Origin of the sequence: Mesorhizobium sp. CO1-1-11 (assembly GCF_020164995.1) — a bacterium.
GTDB lineage: Bacteria > Pseudomonadota > Alphaproteobacteria > Rhizobiales > Rhizobiaceae > Mesorhizobium > Mesorhizobium australicum.
Genome location: NZ_JAIUHE010000014.1, coordinates 129,480 through 145,763 on the forward strand (window position 1 = coordinate 129,480; position 16,284 = coordinate 145,763).

General features: G+C 61.8%; 15 protein-coding genes. 9 read left to right on the forward strand and 6 right to left on the reverse strand.

Features of this window, described 5'->3' with window-relative positions; translation table 11 throughout:
- Positions 1–14 precede the first annotated feature (14 nt).
- The 4 genes from LB554_RS18315 to LB554_RS18330 all read right to left on the reverse strand — a co-directional run bounded on the left by LB554_RS18315 (position 15) and on the right by LB554_RS18330 (position 5,066).
- A complete protein-coding gene (locus tag LB554_RS18315; RefSeq protein ID WP_224586069.1) occupies positions 15–1,112 on the reverse strand; it encodes a polyamine ABC transporter substrate-binding protein in 1,098 nt (365 codons plus the stop codon).
- A 328-nt stretch (positions 1,113–1,440) separates the two neighbouring features.
- A complete protein-coding gene (locus LB554_RS18320) occupies positions 1,441–2,394 on the reverse strand; it encodes a DMT family transporter (protein ID WP_224586071.1) in 954 nt (317 codons plus the stop codon).
- Positions 2,395–2,570: 176 nt separating this feature from the next.
- Complete coding sequence (locus LB554_RS18325; RefSeq protein ID WP_140614653.1) at positions 2,571–3,470, reverse strand: DUF2167 domain-containing protein; 900 nt, start codon at positions 3,468–3,470, stop codon at positions 2,571–2,573.
- 147 nt (positions 3,471–3,617) lie between these two features.
- The gene (locus tag LB554_RS18330) at positions 3,618–5,066 is read right to left on the reverse strand and encodes a short-chain fatty acyl-CoA regulator family protein (RefSeq protein ID WP_224586076.1); all 1,449 of its coding nucleotides are present in this window, start codon (positions 5,064–5,066) and stop codon (positions 3,618–3,620) included.
- A 223-nt stretch (positions 5,067–5,289) separates the two neighbouring features.
- Here LB554_RS18330 and aceA point away from each other — a divergent pair, with 223 nt between their 5' ends.
- The 3 genes from aceA (at position 5,290) to LB554_RS18345 (ending at position 7,561) form a co-directional block, all read left to right on the forward strand.
- On the forward strand, positions 5,290–6,579 hold the full coding sequence (gene aceA / locus LB554_RS18335; RefSeq protein ID WP_015316308.1) for an isocitrate lyase: 1,290 nt from the start codon (positions 5,290–5,292) through the stop codon (positions 6,577–6,579).
- Positions 6,580–6,635: 56 nt separating this feature from the next.
- Complete coding sequence (locus tag LB554_RS18340; RefSeq protein WP_006202762.1) at positions 6,636–6,878, forward strand: hypothetical protein; 243 nt, start codon at positions 6,636–6,638, stop codon at positions 6,876–6,878.
- Between the two features lie 239 nt (positions 6,879–7,117).
- Positions 7,118–7,561: a response regulator gene (locus tag LB554_RS18345; RefSeq protein WP_015316307.1), complete on the forward strand. Its 444-nt coding sequence runs from the start codon at positions 7,118–7,120 to the stop codon at positions 7,559–7,561.
- Positions 7,562–7,630: 69 nt separating this feature from the next.
- On the opposite strand, the gene LB554_RS18350 is transcribed toward LB554_RS18345, so the two are convergent.
- Positions 7,631–8,347, reverse strand: coding sequence for an HAD family hydrolase (locus LB554_RS18350; protein WP_140614657.1), 717 nt, complete (start codon positions 8,345–8,347; stop codon positions 7,631–7,633).
- Between the two features lie 148 nt (positions 8,348–8,495).
- Here LB554_RS18350 and LB554_RS18355 point away from each other — a divergent pair, with 148 nt between their 5' ends.
- The 4 genes from LB554_RS18355 to LB554_RS18370 all read left to right on the forward strand — a co-directional run bounded on the left by LB554_RS18355 (position 8,496) and on the right by LB554_RS18370 (position 12,986).
- Positions 8,496–9,932: a glutamine synthetase family protein gene (locus tag LB554_RS18355; protein ID WP_015316305.1), complete on the forward strand. Its 1,437-nt coding sequence runs from the start codon at positions 8,496–8,498 to the stop codon at positions 9,930–9,932.
- A gap of 63 nt (positions 9,933–9,995) precedes the next feature.
- Entirely contained in the window at positions 9,996–10,361 is a 366-nt protein-coding gene (locus LB554_RS18360; RefSeq protein ID WP_015316304.1) for a four helix bundle protein, read from the forward strand.
- A gap of 80 nt (positions 10,362–10,441) precedes the next feature.
- A complete protein-coding gene (locus LB554_RS18365) occupies positions 10,442–11,728 on the forward strand; it encodes an NAD(P)/FAD-dependent oxidoreductase (protein ID WP_224586078.1) in 1,287 nt (428 codons plus the stop codon).
- A gap of 376 nt (positions 11,729–12,104) precedes the next feature.
- Positions 12,105–12,986 carry an SH3 domain-containing protein gene (locus tag LB554_RS18370; RefSeq protein WP_181177762.1) on the forward strand — a complete coding sequence of 294 codons (882 nt, stop codon included), beginning with the start codon at positions 12,105–12,107 and terminating at the stop codon, positions 12,984–12,986.
- Positions 12,987–13,005: 19 nt separating this feature from the next.
- On the opposite strand, the gene LB554_RS18375 is transcribed toward LB554_RS18370, so the two are convergent.
- Positions 13,006–13,752, reverse strand: coding sequence for an SDR family oxidoreductase (locus LB554_RS18375; protein WP_041163342.1), 747 nt, complete (start codon positions 13,750–13,752; stop codon positions 13,006–13,008).
- A 321-nt stretch (positions 13,753–14,073) separates the two neighbouring features.
- On the opposite strand from LB554_RS18375, the gene zwf reads away from it, so the two are divergent.
- Entirely contained in the window at positions 14,074–15,546 is a 1,473-nt protein-coding gene (gene zwf, locus LB554_RS18380; RefSeq protein WP_015316300.1) for a glucose-6-phosphate dehydrogenase, read from the forward strand.
- Complete coding sequence (gene pgl / locus LB554_RS18385) at positions 15,528–16,244, forward strand: 6-phosphogluconolactonase (RefSeq protein ID WP_224586080.1); 717 nt, start codon at positions 15,528–15,530, stop codon at positions 16,242–16,244. Before zwf ends, pgl begins: the two co-directional genes overlap by 19 nt.
- The last annotated feature ends 40 nt before the right edge of the window (positions 16,245–16,284 follow it).

The window sequence follows — 16,284 nt, forward strand, 5'->3', positions numbered from 1 at the left end:
TCGCGCCGGATTGCCTACTGGCCGGTGACGATCTTGGTCCAGCTGCGCGTGACGATGCGCTGGGTCTTGGGATCGTAAGGCTGGGTGGTATAGAGCTTCTGCAAGGTCGCGGCGTCCGGATAGACCGACGGATCGTCGAGCAGCGCCTTGTCCACGAATTGCTGCGATGCCTTGTTGCCATTGGCATAAAGGACATAGTTCGACGACTTGGCGATCACTTCCGGCGTCATCATGTAGTTGATGAATTCAAGCGCCTCGGCGACGTGCGGCGCGTCGGCGGGGATCGCCATCTGATCGAACCACATCTGGGCGCCTTCCTTCGGCACGGAATAGCCGATTTCCACGCCTTGCTTGGCCTCGACCGCGCGGTTGCGAGCCTGGAACACGTCACCCGACCAGCCGACCGCCAGGCAGATATCGCCATTGGCAAGTGCGTTGATGTATTCGGACGAGTGGAACTTCCTGATATAGGGACGGACCTTGAGAAGAGCTTCCTCGGCCTTGGCGATATCGTCGGGCGACGTGCTGTTGGGGTCGAGACCGAGGTACTTCAGCGCCGCCGGCAGGATGTCGGATGGAGAATCCAGCACATAGACGCCGCAATCCTTCAATTTGGCCAGGCTATCGGGGTTGAAGAAGGTATCCCAGCTGTCGATCTTGTCGGTGCCGAGCGCTGCCTGCACTTTCTTGGTGTTGTAGCCGATGCCGACCGTGCCCCACATGTAATTGACCGAGTATTCGTTGCCGGGATCGTATTTAACGGTGCGCTCCGTAACCGTGTCCCACATGTTGGAGAGGTTCGGCAGCTTCGACTTGTCGAGTTTCTGGAACACACCGGCCTGGATCTGGCGGGCCAGGAAATTGCCGCTCGGCACGACGACGTCGTAGCCGCTGCCGCCGGCGAGCAGCTTGGTTTCGAGGATCTCGTTGGAATCGAACGTATCGTAAACGACCTTGATGCCAGTTTTCTTGGTGAAATCATCGATGATCGAACTGTCGATGTAATCTGACCAGTTGAAGACGTTGACGACGCGGTCCGCGGCGTGACCGGCGGGCGTCAAAAGCGCCAGAAATACCGAGGTTGCCGAAAGCCAGAGTGCTTTGCGGATCATGCTATTCTCCTTTGGTGAGTGTTCCATTGCCGGCGCGTCGCGACATGCTCGCGCGGCCGGGCATTTGCTTTAGACTGTTGAACTTTCCAGAGGTCGACGGCCGCCATTCGGCACGCCGCCGACGGCCGCCCGCACGGTCGGGGCGGGAAGGAATTGCGATGCCGTCAGAAGCTTTCGCCGCCGTGCGGTCAGAGATACTAGAATGTGGTCCGGTCTCGATCGGGCCGCCGGGGAGACTTGGCAAGATACGCCTGTCTTGTTGTTGCCGTGTTCCCAGCCTGCCCGGGCGGAAGCGACATTGTCAATGGGCAAAGCTTCGGCGCCCGCATCAATTAGGCGAAGGCACTCCGGTGACCCCAGCCCGCTGAGGCCGCGCCTGGCGCTTGAATTCGAGCCCAATATGGACAAGCAGCGCCGTGACCACCACCGCGCCGCCGACGATGGTGCGCCCGGACGGCACCTCGGAATGGATGAGCCAGACCCATATCGGCCCCAGGATCGGCTCGAACGTGCCGAGCAACGCCGCGATAGCCGCCGGGATCAAGCGCGCGCCAGTGGCGAAGAAAGCAAGACCAAGGCCGAGATTGACCACGCCGAAGACGAAGAGGAAGCCCATGTCGCCGACCGACACCGCGAACGTCGAGGCCTGCGAGGCAGCGAAGCCCGCCGCAAGGATCGTGCCGAGACACGTCGCCGGCGTCATGCGCACGCTGGAGAAGCGCCGGGTGATGACGGTGGCGATCGAGAACATGAACGCGATCAGCAGCGCCAGTCCATCGCCTATGGGCGAGACGGCGCCGTCAACAGATTCAGACACCATGATGGCGACGCCGGCGAGGACGGCGACGATCGCCATCCAGGTCGCGACGGTTACCTTTTCGCGGAACAGCGCCCAGGCAAACAGGGCCGCCAGAAGCGGCACGCCGGCTTGCATCAAAAGAATATTGGCGACGGTCGTATAGGCAAGCGCCACCACGAACGAGGTCGACGCAATGGCGAAGCAGAACCCCACCGCAATGCCTGGCAGGCCCATGTCGCGGAATGATTTCAGCATGCCGCGCCAGCCGTCACGCCAGACCATGAAGCAAAGCAGGAATACGGCAGCCCACGCGGAGCGCCAGAATATCACGGTCCAGCTGTCGCCGACCGTGATGAACCGGGCGATGGTGCCGCCGAAACTCCACATCAGTGCCGACAGGAACACCAGAAGGAAGCCGATTCGCTCCTCGCGCGGCGGGATGGCCGCGGACGTGGCGATCTGCCTTGATGTGGTGTCGGTCATGGGCGCGACTGTCGAGATTTTGAGGACGGCACGATGCGCAGGAGACGACAAGAACGTACCCTGTTCGCGTACCGCAAAGGCATTGGCGAGGCGTGATCCAGTGCAGTGTTCCGTTTGGCGCACTGCCGGCACCCTGCCGGCGCGCCCGACAACAGTCAGCAGCGCTTGGGCGACGCCTACGACGTGCGCTTGTTGCCGCGAACGAAGCGCCAGACTCCGGCCAAGGGAACCAGCAAGATCAAACCGAATTTCTTCAGCGCAATGAGGGCCACGGCCAGAAGGCCCGCCTTCGCCGCCAATTTTCCCGCTATGAGGCCACCAATGCCAACTGCCGCAACTGTATCGGAGCCGGGTATGAAATCAGTGTATTTCTTGCCGGTATTGAAGGCGGCGAGGCCAAGGACTTCGTCCAGGCTTTGCCTTATCTCCGGCAATTGCTCCACCGTAGCGATATAACTCATCACAAAAACGCCCTCCTTACCCAGAAAACGGACGTCGTAGTTGAGCGTGTGGACGGTATCGTCTCCGAATTGCAGTTCCTTTGCCCAGTGCAAACGCTTGTTGACCGAGTCGTAGACTGGCGGCGAGGCCCAGCCGATCAAGGTAATGGGAGGAAAGCCATCCTTTGCCCTTTGATCGTTGCCTGACAATGTGTCCGCCTGCATGGTGCGCAGCAACTCGCCGTAGTCGATGGATGCGGCGTCGCCATCATCGACATAGCCTATCTTCTCCCATCGCAACTCTATGCCCCAATTGCCATCGGCAATGGGATCATATTTGGCCGGAAAGATCATGCCGACCGAATCGGCAGCGGAACTGGCAGGATTGCCCCAGGCTTCTGTCAAAACAGAGGCAGTGTCTTTCTTGTTAAGAAAATAGAACTTATCGCCAAGGGTCAGGTGTACACCTTCGGCAAGGTCCACCGTGCCGATCTTCGGCTCGATTTTGTCCAGGAAAGCCTTGCCGTCGTCATTGTACCCTTGGTAAGATTTAAAAAAATCCGAGGATCTTTCCGCCTGAGCGGGCCAGACCGAAAGGGCAAGGCCCAAACCAAGCCAAAGAGCTATCCGGCTCATCAATCCCCCCGATCGCTGCACAGATTGTCGTTGATATCTTAACAGCAATGCTTAATCAATATTGCATCCGCTATATTTAGCGTGAAGGCTTATTGTCTTCCCGAGTAGGAAGCAGTCTTCTTCTTCGCGCGGCAAGTCACCACGACATCACTGGAAGTCGAAGGCACTCAAGCCGGTGACCATCTCGTCGAGGCCGAGCGGTCGCGTCACCGGCGGCTCGGCGCGCGCCAGGCAGCCGGCGCGCTCGCAAAGCCGGCAGGCGGGGCCGACAGGCGTCGCCGCGACGGTGCCCGCCCCCATCTTCGCGCCGGTCGCCGCGCCAGGCAGCACCGTGCCATAGACGATCTCGTCGCGAAAGCCAATGTCGCAGCCGAGCAGCAGTGCCGTGCGGCGCGGTCGTTCGGAGAACGCGCCTTGCGGCCCCTCCAGCGTGCGGGCGATGCACAGGAACTCGGCGCCATCGGGCATTTCCACCGCCTCGACGAATATCTGGCCCGGCTGAGTGAAGGCGACATGCACGGGAAGCTTGGGACAGCCACCGCCGAAGCGGCTTTGCGGAAAGCCCTGGCTGCCGGCCTTGCGGAAGCGGTTTCCCGCATTGTCGATCTCCAGCATGAAGAAGGGCACGCCGGAAGCACCTGGCCGCTGCAGCATGGTCAGCCGGTTTGCCGCCTGCTCGAAGGAAACGCCGAAGCGCGAGCGCAGGACATCAATGTCGTAGCGTGAGCGAACGGCCGCCGCGTGAAAGGGCAGATAGGGCATCATCAGCGCATGGGCGGCGTAGCGGCCGAGTTCGAAGCGGGCAAGGCGGCGCGCCTCGTCCGTGGTCAGCCTCAGTGCCTGGATCTCACTGGCGACCGCAACCGACATGCGGATCAGGCAGGCCTCCATCGCGACTTCACGCAACTGGTCGAACGGCGACAGACGCTCGGACAGGAACAGGCGCTGCGAGTGGCGGTCGTAGCGGCGGCGCCAGTTCGGCATGGTGGCGACCGGGAGAACCTTGACCACGATGCCGTATTCGCGCTTCAGCCATGCCTTCAAGGCGCCAAGCAGGTCGTCGCCGGGATCGAGCACCGACGTGAACGCCTCGGCCTCTTCCTCGAGCGAGGCGAAATGGTTCGGTCGCCGCTCGAAAATCTCGCGCACCTCGTCGATCGGCAGGCGGGCGCCAGAGAGGGCGGTCGCCCGGCCCTCGCGGGCCAGAAGCTCGTTGAGATCGGACAGCCGCTCGGCTTGCTCGCGATAGGCGCGGAACAGTTTTATCACCGCGGCGGAGGCGTTGGGTGCCGCCTCGGCAAACTCGATCAATTCCTGGTCTCCCGGCAATTCGCCGACCAGCAGCGGGTCGGTGAACACCTCCTTGAGGGCAGCGACCGATCCCCTTGCCTCGCCCTGAAGCTCATGCGGATCGACCTTGTAGACGGAGGCGAGCTTCAGGATCAATTGCACCGTCAGCGGCCGCTGGTTGCGCTCGATCAGGTTGAGGTAGGACGGCGAGATGCCGAGCCCCTCGGCCATCGCCGTCTGGGTCAGGCCCTTGGCGCCACGGATGCGGCGGATGCGCGGCCCAGCGAAAATCTTCTGGTCAGCCATCGCCAATCCTTGACAGGAATTTACACGCCGCCCGCTGCATCCCGTCTCCTTCGCTTTACAGGATTGACAAATTTACAGCGCCTTGCTGTCAAATACAACACAGGTTTTCTCTTATATCCGCCCGATTTTACTGATTTTTCTGGCCCATGCGGTGCCAGAATGTAAATTCAGTCACATAGAAGCAGCCCGAGAATTGGCTATGCAGAAGTCTTCGGAGTGACCAATGACTGATTTTTACAACCTCGTCCCCTCGGCGCCTGAAGGTCGCTTCGACGGCATTGAACGTCCCTATTCGCCGGAGGACGTGAAGCGGCTGCGCGGTTCGGTGCAGATTCGTCAGAGCCTTGCCGAAATGGGCGCCAACCGGCTGTGGAAACTCATCCACGAGGAGGACTTCGTCAACGCGCTCGGCGCCATGTCCGGCAACCAGGCGATGCAGCAGGTGCGCGCCGGGCTGAAGGCGATCTACCTGTCGGGCTGGCAGGTCGCCGCCGACGCAAACACCGCCTCGGCAATGTATCCGGACCAGTCGCTCTATCCGGCCAATGCGGCGCCCGAACTGGTCAAGCGCATCAACCGCACGCTGCAGCGCGCCGACCAGATCGAAACCTCCGAAGGCAAGGGGCTTTCTGTGGAGACCTGGTTCGCACCGATCGTTGCCGACGCGGAAGCCGGCTTCGGCGGTCCGCTCAACGCCTTCGAGATCATGAAGGCGTTCATCGAGGCCGGTGCCGCTGGCGTCCATTACGAGGACCAGTTGGCGTCGGAGAAGAAGTGCGGCCATCTCGGCGGCAAGGTGCTGATCCCGACCGCGGCGCATATCCGCAACCTCAACGCGGCGCGGCTCGCGGCCGACGTGATGGCCACGCCCACCTTGGTCGTGGCACGCACGGACGCGGAAGCTGCAAAGCTGCTGACCTCCGATATCGATGAGCGCGACCAGCCCTTCGTCGACTATGATGCCGGCCGCACGGTGGAAGGCTTCTACCAGGTCCGGAACGGCATCGAGCCTTGCATCGCGCGGGCCGTTGCCTATGCGCCGCACGCCGACCTGATCTGGTGCGAGACCTCGAAGCCCGACCTGGCGCAGGCCAAGAAATTCGCCGAGGGGGTGCGCAGGCACCATCCAGGCAAGCTGCTCGCCTACAATTGCTCGCCGTCGTTCAACTGGAAGAAGAATCTCGACGACGCGACGATCGCCAAGTTCCAGAGGGAACTGGGCGCCATGGGCTACAAGTTCCAATTCATCACGCTGGCCGGCTTCCACCAGCTCAACTACGGCATGTTCGAACTCGCCCGCGGCTACAAGGCGCGGCAGATGGCGGCCTATTCCGAGTTGCAGGAAGCGGAATTCGCGGCGGAAGCCAATGGCTATACCGCGACCAAGCACCAGCGCGAGGTCGGCACCGGCTATTTCGACGCGGTCTCTATGGCGATCACCGGCGGCCGGTCGTCGACCACGGCCATGCACGAATCGACCGAGCACGCGCAGTTCAAGCCGGCCGCGGAATAGCGACCAGGAAATACAGAGGAAACGCCCAACAGGGCCTCAGACACAGGAGAAGACCAATGGCATCGATAAGCCGCGTCAAGGAACGGGCCGAAGAGCAATCGACCACGATGAGCGTCGACCAGCAGGCGACAATCCGCATGCTGGCCAACGACCTGCACAGGCTCAACCAATCGGTGATGAAGGCGGTCGAGGCGGGCGTCTCGGTGGAGCTCGTGCGCTCCGCGAGGCACCATGGCGGCGACGGCAATTGGGGCGACCTGCTGATCCCGGTGATCGTTACACAACAAAGCCATGGCTGACCCGGAAGCGCTACAACCGGCCATTTGCCCGCGCCGCGTATGCGTAGGTGAATTTTATTTTCACGCAACCAAGCTATGGACAGGGCAGTACAGTACTGTTGCTTGAATCCACTGTGTGGGAGACGGTTTCAGAAGTCTTTTATTTCAACTTGACATAGGGTGCGATCTCACGCCAATTGTCCGCAGATTCAACTCTGCATTGAAATAGGGGCAAGATTCTTGGCCGACTTGGGTGCCTAGTGAGTGACGAGGGGGAGAGTACAAAACATCTGAATCGGGTGACCCGGGGTTCAAACATTGAGACGATCCGAGATCCTTCGCGGGTGCTTGTTGTCGGGAAGTCGCCGATCAATCGCGTCGTGGTGTCTAAAATCGTCGAGCGTTCCGGGCTCAAACCAATCTCGGAATCGCCTGAAATGGCGGTGAAGACCTTACGTTCGCTTATCCCCGGGGCGGTTGTCCTCGATGGTGGCCCCGACAACAAAGACTGCGACACGCTGATGTCCAGTATCGACACGTTGCGGCGAGCCGCGGGCAAGGCACTTCCTCCCGTGATCCTGCTTTCAACCAAGAATGGCACGCCGGAGAGCCTGGGCCTGGCGCATGTTGTCGACGCGGTGGTGGCCAAGCCGATCACGCCCGAACGGCTGCAACCGGTCATCGATCGCCTGACCGGCCGCTAAAACGATTCCAAAAGGCGAAAACCGTTTTTCCATCCAGAATTGCGCGAAAAAGCAGTCGGAGGTCTACGATCAAACTCTGTTCCTGATGCTTTCGACAAGCGCGGGCAATTGGCTGAGATCCGATATCTGGCGGAAACGCGGCTCGGCGACCGGCGCCTCGACATGTTCGAGCACCCAGGTCAATTCGTGCGGCACATGGACACCCCAGCCGCCGGCCTCGATGGCGGGCACCACGTCCGACTTCAGCGAATTGCCGACCATCATGCTCCTTGCCGGGCCATCGCCATGGCGGTCGAATAGGCGCGCATAGGTCGCGGCGGTCTTGTCGCTGACGATCTCGACGGCGTCGAACAACTCGCCCAGCCCGGAGCCAGCCAGCTTGCGCTCCTGATCGAACAGATCGCCCTTGGTGATCAGCACGAGGCGGAAGGTGCCGGCGAGCTTCTCGACCGTCTCGCGTGCATGCGGCAAGGGCTCGATCGGATGGCCCAGCATCTCGCGGCCGGCGTCGAGAATCTCCGATATGACGGAAGCCGGCACGCGCCCGTCGGTGACCTCTATCGCCGTCTCGATCATCGAGAGCGTAAATCCCTTGATGCCGAAACCGTAGATCGCGAGATTGCGCCTCTCGGCTTCCAACAGTCGAGCCGAGATCTGCTCCCCCTCGCCATGATCGGCCAGCATGGCGGCAAAGCGCTTTTCCGTCATGCGGAAGAACCGTTCGTTCTGCCAAAGCGTGTCGTCGGCATCGAAGCCGATCGTGGTCAGTTCGTTGCTGGATCTCATCGCCGGCTTCTCGAGTGCGGGAAGACGCCAAACCTATGCCGACCGGCAACCGGTTTTCAACCCGCAACGGCAAATGCCCGCGGCGGCTCCCCTTCCCTTCGGTCGCACGGCACGGCTATACTTGAAAATCCGCAACCCAATCTGGTGAATGATGCCGCCTGCAAAAAAGGAAGTCCGTCCGTCGAGCCGCGGAGGACGGGCGCGTACGCCTGCCTTCGTGAAAAACCTGCGAGGTGTGAAGAACTGGAAGGAAGTCAGCGATTGGCTGGAATGGCGCGGCATCGAGGATATCGAATGCATCACGCCTGATCAGGCCGGCGTGGCGCGCGGCAAGATGATGCCGTCGAAGAAATTCACTTCCAACACCTCACTGGCGCTGCCTTCGGCGGTCTTCATGACGACGATTTCCGGCGGCTATCCGGAGGACGGCAACGGCTTTCACTATCCGGAAGACGACGGCGACCTCAAGCTGATGCCGGACCTGTCGACATTGACCGTGGTGCCCTGGGAAGAAGACCCGACGGCCGCCGTCATCTGCGACCTCGTCCACCAGGACGGCCGCTCGGTCGAGTTCACGCCGCGCAATGTGCTGAAGCGCGTGCTGGCGGCCTATGACAAGCTTGGGCTGAAGCCGGTCGTGGCACCCGAAATCGAGTTCTACCTCGTGCGCAAGAATCCGGACCCGGACTATCCCCTGACCCCGCCTGTCGGCCGCTCGGGGCGCGCGATCGGCGGCGGCGCCGGCTATTCGATCGCCGGCGTCAACGAGTTCGACGAACTGATCGACGACATCTACCATTTCTCCGAAAGCCAGGGCCTGGAGATCGACACGCTCATCCACGAAGAGGGCGCCGGCCAGCTCGAGATCAATCTGCGCCACGGCGACCCGATCGAGCTCGCCGACCAAGTGTTCATGTTCAAGCGCACCATTCGTGAAGCCGCGCTCAAGCATGAGATCTACGCGACCTTCATGGCCAAGCCGATTCAGGGCCAGCCGGGCTCCGCCATGCATATCCATCAGTCGATCGTCGACAAGAAGACGGGCAGGAACATCTTTTCGGCCGAGGATGGTTCGGAGACCGAGGATTTCTTCCATTTCATCGGCGGCATGCAGAAGCACGTGCCGAATGCACTGGTTATGTTCGCGCCCTACGTCAATTCCTACCGGCGGCTGACGCAGGCGGCCTCTGCCCCGGTCAACAACAAATGGGGCTACGACAACCGCACCACGGCGTTCCGCGTGCCGCGTTCCGATCCAGCGGCGCGGCGCGTTGAAAACCGCATCCCGTCCTCCGATGCCAATCCCTATCTGGCGCTGGCGGCTTCGCTTGCCTGCGGGCTGATCGGCATCACCAGGAAGATCAAGGCCGAGCCTCCCGTACTGACCACCGCCAACGCGCACGAGATCGACCTGCCGCGCAGCCTGCTCGAAGCCGTCGACCTGTTCGAAGGCGACGAGGAACTCTGCGCATTGCTGGGCAAGTCCTTCGCCGCCACCTATGCGGCGATCAAGCGGGCGGAATTCGAAACGTTCATGGAAGTGATCAGTCCGTGGGAGCGGGAATATCTGCTGCTGAATGTTTAGGGGAGTAAGGCAGTAGGGCAGTAAGGCAGTAAGGCAGTAAGGCAGTAAGGGGGGTGGCAGACGATGGCGAAGATCGAATCGTACAGGGATCTGATCGTCTGGCAGCAGGCCATGGACCTAGCAGTATCAGTCTACGAGGCGACAAAAGCCTGGCCGAAAGAAGAACTCTATGGCGTGACTGCTCAGCTACGCAGGGCAGCCACCTCCGTGCCCGCCAACATAGCTGAGGGTTACGGACGGGAAAGCCGGGCTTCCTATCAGCAATTTCTCAGGATTGCGCAAGGATCACTCAAAGAATTGGAGACCCATCTGCTGATCGCGCAACGCGTCGGCATCACCTCGCATGAGATAGCCCAACCGCTGATGAACCGCAGCGAGAGTGTGGGAACGCTCTTGCGGCTTCTAATCCGCAAATTGTCACCCGAGTAGTTTATCTACTGCCCTACTGCCCTACTGCCCTACTGCCCTACTGCCCTACTGCCCTACTGCCCTACTGCCCTGTGAGCATCATGAACTACCAATCCCCCATTTCCCCCGGCCGATCCTGGTATGAGGACACGGCTGGGCCGCGGCCCGAATATCCAACGCTCGACGGTGACCGGACCTGCGACGTCGTTATTATCGGCGGCGGGTTTACCGGCCTGTCGGCAGCGACGCATTTGGCCAAGGCCGGTACCAGCGTTGTCCTGATCGAAGCATATCGTTTTGGCGACGGCGCTTCCGGGCGCAATGGCGGCCAGCTCGGCACCGGGCAGCGTGCCTGGGCCGAGGACCTGGAGGCCGAATACGGTCTGTCCCGCGCCAGGGCCCTGTTCGATCTCGCCGAAGAGGCGAAAGCGCATTTGCTCGACTTCGCCGCCCTCAACCAGATCGATATCGACTACATGCCGGGCCAGCTCTCGGTCGCGCACAAGCCGCGCTATGTGGACGACTACAAGGCGCATGCCGAAATCATGGCCGGCCGCTTCTCGTACCCGCACATCTCCTTCATGGATGCGAAGGAGACGGCGGATCGGCTGGGCTCGAGCGCTTATTTCGGCGGCACGCGCGATATCGGCACCGGGCATATCCATCCGATGAAGCTGGTGATCGGCACGGCGCGGGCGGCGGCACAAGCTGGCGCCCACTTGTTCGAAGGGACGCCATCGACCGGCATCGTCTCGGCAGGCGGCAAGGTCAGGGTCTCCACGCCGAGAGGGACGATCTCGGCGCAAAAATGCCTGATCGCCGTCAACGCCTATGGCGGCACGCTCGAGCCGGTGAGTGCCGCGCACATCATGCCGATCGGATCCTTCATCGGCGCGACCGTGCCGCTGGGATCGGATTCGAACGTGTTGCCGGGGGGCGAATCGGTCGACGATTCCCGCTTCGTCGTGCGTTATTTCCGCAAATCCAGGGATGGACGGCTGCTTTTCGGCGGACGCGAGGTCTATGGCGTCAACGATCCCAAAGATATCCACATCCACATTCGCCGCCAGATCGCGGAGCTCTATCCGGCGCTCGGCGATGTCGAGATCACCCATGGCTGGGGCGGCTATGTCGGCATCACCGTGCCGAGGAAGCCGTTCGTGCGTGAAGTGATGCCGAATGTGATCTCGGCCGGCGGCTATTCCGGTCACGGCGTCATGCTGTCGAACTTCTTCGGCAAGCTCTATGCCGAGACCATCACCGGCAACCGCGACCAGCTGAAGCTGATCGAGGACCTGAAAATCCCGCCATTTCCTGGCGGCCGCCGGTTCCGGGCGCCGCTGCTTTTCCTTGCGCTCAACTGGTTTGCGCTGCGGGACAGGATCTAATGCGTCGCGCAAAGTGACCTTTGGGAAGAACGACATGCACAAAACAAGATCCAATTGCGTCGTGGGGTCTTTTCCAACGCGACGTGCTTAGGCTGGGATTGGATCGCCGCTATCCCTGCGATCACGAACTCATGTAATATTGTAATATTCATGTAATATTTGTTGCCCGGGCGACACATTGCGGAATTGCCGGCAAAAGCGCAGAATCCTTGCTAATGGCGTACTGACGCCACAATCGCGGGCGAAAGGTCCGCATCTGGGCGATTGTTCGGGGATTGTTGCGGGCCCGCCCGCGTTTTGGGACCGATGCTGATCGAACGCGTGACTTGCGATATTTGATCGAAAGAACACCGGCCCGCTTATGGAGGTGGCAAGAGTGAGAGAGCCCTTCAGTTTCGGTGCTCCGGAACGTCGGCGCTTCGCCATGCAGTTCGGCTATGACATGCGCCCGTCATTCTGGCAGGGAGTCCGTTCGAACTCGCACCTGGTTATCGCGGCAATAGGCACCGCGGCACTGCTTGGCGTTGCCGCAGTGGCGCTCTGGCTGGCGTTGCCGACCGGCGAGAGGCAAGCAGCCGCCAGTCCCGAGCAGAGCATTCCGACCATTCCGGTGAAGACGACGAAAGTTCCCTCCTCGGGGACGACGGTGACGGTGGCGGCCGTGACGCCGCAGGCGGAGCGCAAGTCCAGCCAGGTGTCACCGACCAAGGCAGCGGCGGCGGTGGACATACCAGCGCTTGCCGCCAATGATCCCCGCTGGACAGGGGCGCAGCCGAAGGCTGCCGCGGCAACTGATCCCGATCAAACGGCGGCTCCCAGCCAGGTAGCCAAGCAGCCCGAGCCGGCGCCTGACAAAACAGCGGCGGCATTCGCGCAATCGTCTACCGATACCGATGCCACCGACGAGCTTGCCAAGGTCGCCGCGCCGAGCCCGCCTGCCAATAGCAGCAATCCCGATGGCGCGCAGACCGCCGCCATTCCGGAGACGCAGCCGCAAGCACCGGACCAAAAACCCGCGAATGCACAAGGCGAGGACAACGCAGCCAAAGCGAAGCCGCGCAAGGTGGCGGCGACGGGCAGCGGCCGTATTCTCAGGGCTGTGACCATGCGCAGTGCTCCAAAGAAGGGTGCCACCCCCATCGGTACGATCCCTGCCCGGACCTCGGTGCAACTGATGGGCTGCAAGCAGTGGTGCGAGATCGTCTACAACGGCAAGCACGGCTGGGTGTACAAGAGCTACGTCAAGCCCGGCACGTAATATCCGACGATCGCCGCGTTCAGATGCAGCGCCCGCCATCGACTTCCAGAGCGACCCCGGTTATGAAAGCGGCCTCGTCCGAGGCCAGCCATAAAGCCGCGTTGGCGATATCGAGCGGGGTCGACAGCCGCCCGAGCGGGATCGAGGCGCGGAATGCCTCGCGGATCTCGGGCGTGTCGGCGCCCATGAATTTTTCAAGCATGCCGGTTTCACCGGCGACCGGGCAAAGGCAGTTGACGCGGATGTTCCTGGGCGCGAGTTCCACCGCCATTGACTTGGTGGCGGTGATCGCCCAACCCTTCGAGGCATTGTACCAGGTGAGGCCGGGCCGCGGCCGCAGGCCCGCGGTGGAGGCCGTGGTCAGAATGACACCACCACCTTGCCGCTCCATGATCGGTACCACCGCAAGGGCGGCGTGATAGATCGCCTTCATGTTGACTGATGTGATCAGGTCGAAAGTTTCCTCGTCGACCTTGAGCATGTCGCCATTGCGATGGGTGAACCCGGCATTGTTGACCATGATGTCGACACGGCCGAAGGCGCTTTTGGCGGCATAGACCATCTCGTCGAACTCGGAGCGCAACGAAACGTCGGTCTGCGTCCAGATTGCCGCCTCGCCGATCTCATCGGCGACGCGTTTGGCACCCTTGGCGTTGAGATCGGCGACAACGACCCTGGCGCCCTCTTCCGCGAAGCGCTTGGCCATGCCTTCGCCGAAGCCCGATGCCGCACCGGTGATAATGGCGACCTTGTTTTCCAGACGCATGCTTTTCCCGCTCATGGACTTCCTCGATATCACTGCACAGCTTGCACAAGGGCTGGCGACCGATGCGATCGATGCCGCAAGGATGGCGCGCCGATTTCTCCCTTAGCTTTCGTCACATTCACGTTCTATGCTGCAACTGCGAAAGCTTCCGGAGTCTTCGTTCACCGACAAGCCTCCCGGCGGCGCCAGTGTCAAGCGCACACGTGGACCGACGCAAAATCCAGCAGTTGGTCCTCGATGTGACACCATGGCACTGGAAAATTTAAATCGATTAGAATATATCAGCCGCGTATTTGCGACCGGCGTCAAAGCGGACAGACCATGACCAGCCAGATCATCCCCGTCGACCCTTTCGACTTCATCATTTTCGGTGGTACCGGCGACCTGTCGGAACGCAAGCTGCTGCCGTCGCTCTACTATCGCCAGCGCGACCATCAATTCTCCGAGCCGACGCGCATCATCGGCACGTCGCGCTCGAAAATGAGCGACGAGGAGTTCCAAGCTTTCGCCAAGCAGGCGATTTCGGACCATGTCAAGCCGGCCGATATCGATGCCAAGGAGTTGAAGACCTTCCTCGCCCGGCTTTCCTACGTCCCGGCCGATGCAACGAGCGGCGCCGGCTTCGACAAGCTGAAAAAGGCGATCGGCGAAAGTGATCACATCCGCGCCTTTTACCTGGCCGTGGCGCCGGCGCTGTTCGGCGACATCTCGCACAAGCTCAAAGAGCACAATCTGATCACGCCGAATTCGCGCATCGTGCTGGAGAAGCCAATCGGCCGCGATCTTGCCTCGGCGCAGGCGCTCAACGACCTGGTCGGCGACGACTTCCACGAAAGCCAGATTTTCCGCATCGATCACTATCTCGGCAAGGAGACGGTGCAGAACCTGATGGCGCTGCGCTTTGCCAATGCGCTGTACGAGCCGCTGTGGAATTCCGCCCACATCGACCACGTGCAGATCACCGTCGCCGAGACCGTGGGCCTGGAAGACCGCGTCACCTACTACGACAAGGCCGGTGCGCTGCGCGACATGGTGCAGAACCACATGCTGCAGCTGCTTTGCCTCGTCGCCATGGAAGCGCCTTCGTCGATGGACGCCGACGCCGTGCGCGACGAGAAGCTCAAGGTGCTGCGGGCGCTGAAGCGCATCAACGGCAACGAGGCGCCGAAGCACACCGTGCGCGGCCAGTACCGCGCCGGCGCCTCGGCCGGGGGACCGGTGAAAGGCTATGTCGAGGAACTCGGCAAGGACAGCAACACCGAGACCTTCGTCGCCATCAAGGCCGAGATCGGCACCTGGCGCTGGGCCGGCGTTCCGTTCTACCTCAGGACCGGAAAGCGGCTGGCGACCCGGGTTTCGGAAATCGTCATCGAGTTCAAGCCGATCCCGCATTCGATCTTCGGCGACAGCGGCGCGGGGCCGATCTTTGCCAACCAACTGGTCATCCGGCTGCAGCCGGACGAAGGCGTCAAGCAGTTCATCATGATCAAGGACCCAGGCCCGGGCGGCATGCGGCTGCGCCAGATCTCGCTCGACATGAGCTTCGCACAGTCGTTCGACGGCCGCGCGCCTGACGCCTATGAACGGCTGATCATGGATGTCATCCGCGGCAACCAGACGCTGTTCATGCGCCGCGACGAGGTGGAAGCCGCCTGGAAGTGGATCGACCCGATCCAGAATGCCTGGGAAGGCGCCAAGCAGGAAGCGCAGGGCTATACGGCAGGCACATGGGGGCCGTCGGCCTCGATAGCACTGATCGAACGTGACGGGCGGACATGGCACGAGAGCAATTGAACGGCGCCAGCTACAACTGGAACGCTTTTCCCGACCGTCCGCAACTGGCCTTGGCGCTGGCTGGCCGCGTCGCCGATGCCCTGACCAAGGCGATCACCGGGCGCGGCACGGCATTGCTGGCGGTCTCCGGCGGCACGACACCGGCAAAGTTCTTTGCCACGCTCTCTGCGGCGCCGATCGCCTGGGACAAGGTGATCGTGACGCTGGTCGACGAACGTTTCGTGCCGGCCTCCTCGCCGCGATCCAATGCCGGGCTGGTTGCCGCCAACCTGCTGCAGAACGCGGCCAAGGCGGCCCGCTTCGTTCCGCTCTACCACGAGGCGGTCGGCATCGAGGACGCCGCGGCTTCCGACGATGCGGCCCTGCGATCCCTGCCCTGGCCGCTCGATGTCGTGATCCTCGGCATGGGGCCTGACGGCCATACCGCCTCCTTCTTTCCCGACGCCGACGATCTGCCGAAGCTGCTCGACCCCGCCTCGGACAGGATCATCCTGCCGGTTCACGCCGCAAGTGCGGGTGAGCCTCGGCTGACCCTGACCCTGGCGCGGATCATCGACGCCGGTTTCATCGCGCTGCACATCGAGGGCGAGGACAAGCGCACCGCCTTCGACGGCGCGGCCGCGTCCGGGCCGCGAAAGCCGATCCGTGCCGTGCTCGACGCATCGCCCAAGCCCGTGGAGGTTTTCTGGGCGCCCTGATTTCAAGTTTACAAGTGGTCCCGGCAACGGCGGGAGGATG

Bases quoted from the DNA above. Each gene is read 5' to 3' on its own strand.
- LB554_RS18315 (WP_224586069.1), bottom strand. From the start codon at position 1,112: ATGATCCGCAAAGCACTCTGGCTTTCGGCAACCTCGGTATTTCTGGCG.
- LB554_RS18320 (WP_224586071.1), bottom strand. From the start codon at position 2,394: ATGACCGACACCACATCAAGGCAGATCGCCACGTCCGCGGCCATCCCG.
- LB554_RS18325 (WP_140614653.1), bottom strand. From the start codon at position 3,470: ATGAGCCGGATAGCTCTTTGGCTTGGTTTGGGCCTTGCCCTTTCGGTC.
- LB554_RS18330 (WP_224586076.1), bottom strand. From the start codon at position 5,066: ATGGCTGACCAGAAGATTTTCGCTGGGCCGCGCATCCGCCGCATCCGT.
- aceA (WP_015316308.1), top strand. From the start codon at position 5,290: ATGACTGATTTTTACAACCTCGTCCCCTCGGCGCCTGAAGGTCGCTTC.
- LB554_RS18340 (WP_006202762.1), top strand. From the start codon at position 6,636: ATGGCATCGATAAGCCGCGTCAAGGAACGGGCCGAAGAGCAATCGACC.
- LB554_RS18350 (WP_140614657.1), bottom strand. From the start codon at position 8,347: ATGAGATCCAGCAACGAACTGACCACGATCGGCTTCGATGCCGACGAC.
- LB554_RS18355 (WP_015316305.1), top strand. From the start codon at position 8,496: ATGATGCCGCCTGCAAAAAAGGAAGTCCGTCCGTCGAGCCGCGGAGGA.
- LB554_RS18360 (WP_015316304.1), top strand. From the start codon at position 9,996: ATGGCGAAGATCGAATCGTACAGGGATCTGATCGTCTGGCAGCAGGCC.
- LB554_RS18365 (WP_224586078.1), top strand. From the start codon at position 10,442: ATGAACTACCAATCCCCCATTTCCCCCGGCCGATCCTGGTATGAGGAC.
- LB554_RS18375 (WP_041163342.1), bottom strand. From the start codon at position 13,752: ATGCGTCTGGAAAACAAGGTCGCCATTATCACCGGTGCGGCATCGGGC.
- zwf (WP_015316300.1), top strand. From the start codon at position 14,074: ATGACCAGCCAGATCATCCCCGTCGACCCTTTCGACTTCATCATTTTC.
- pgl (WP_224586080.1), top strand. From the start codon at position 15,528: ATGGCACGAGAGCAATTGAACGGCGCCAGCTACAACTGGAACGCTTTT.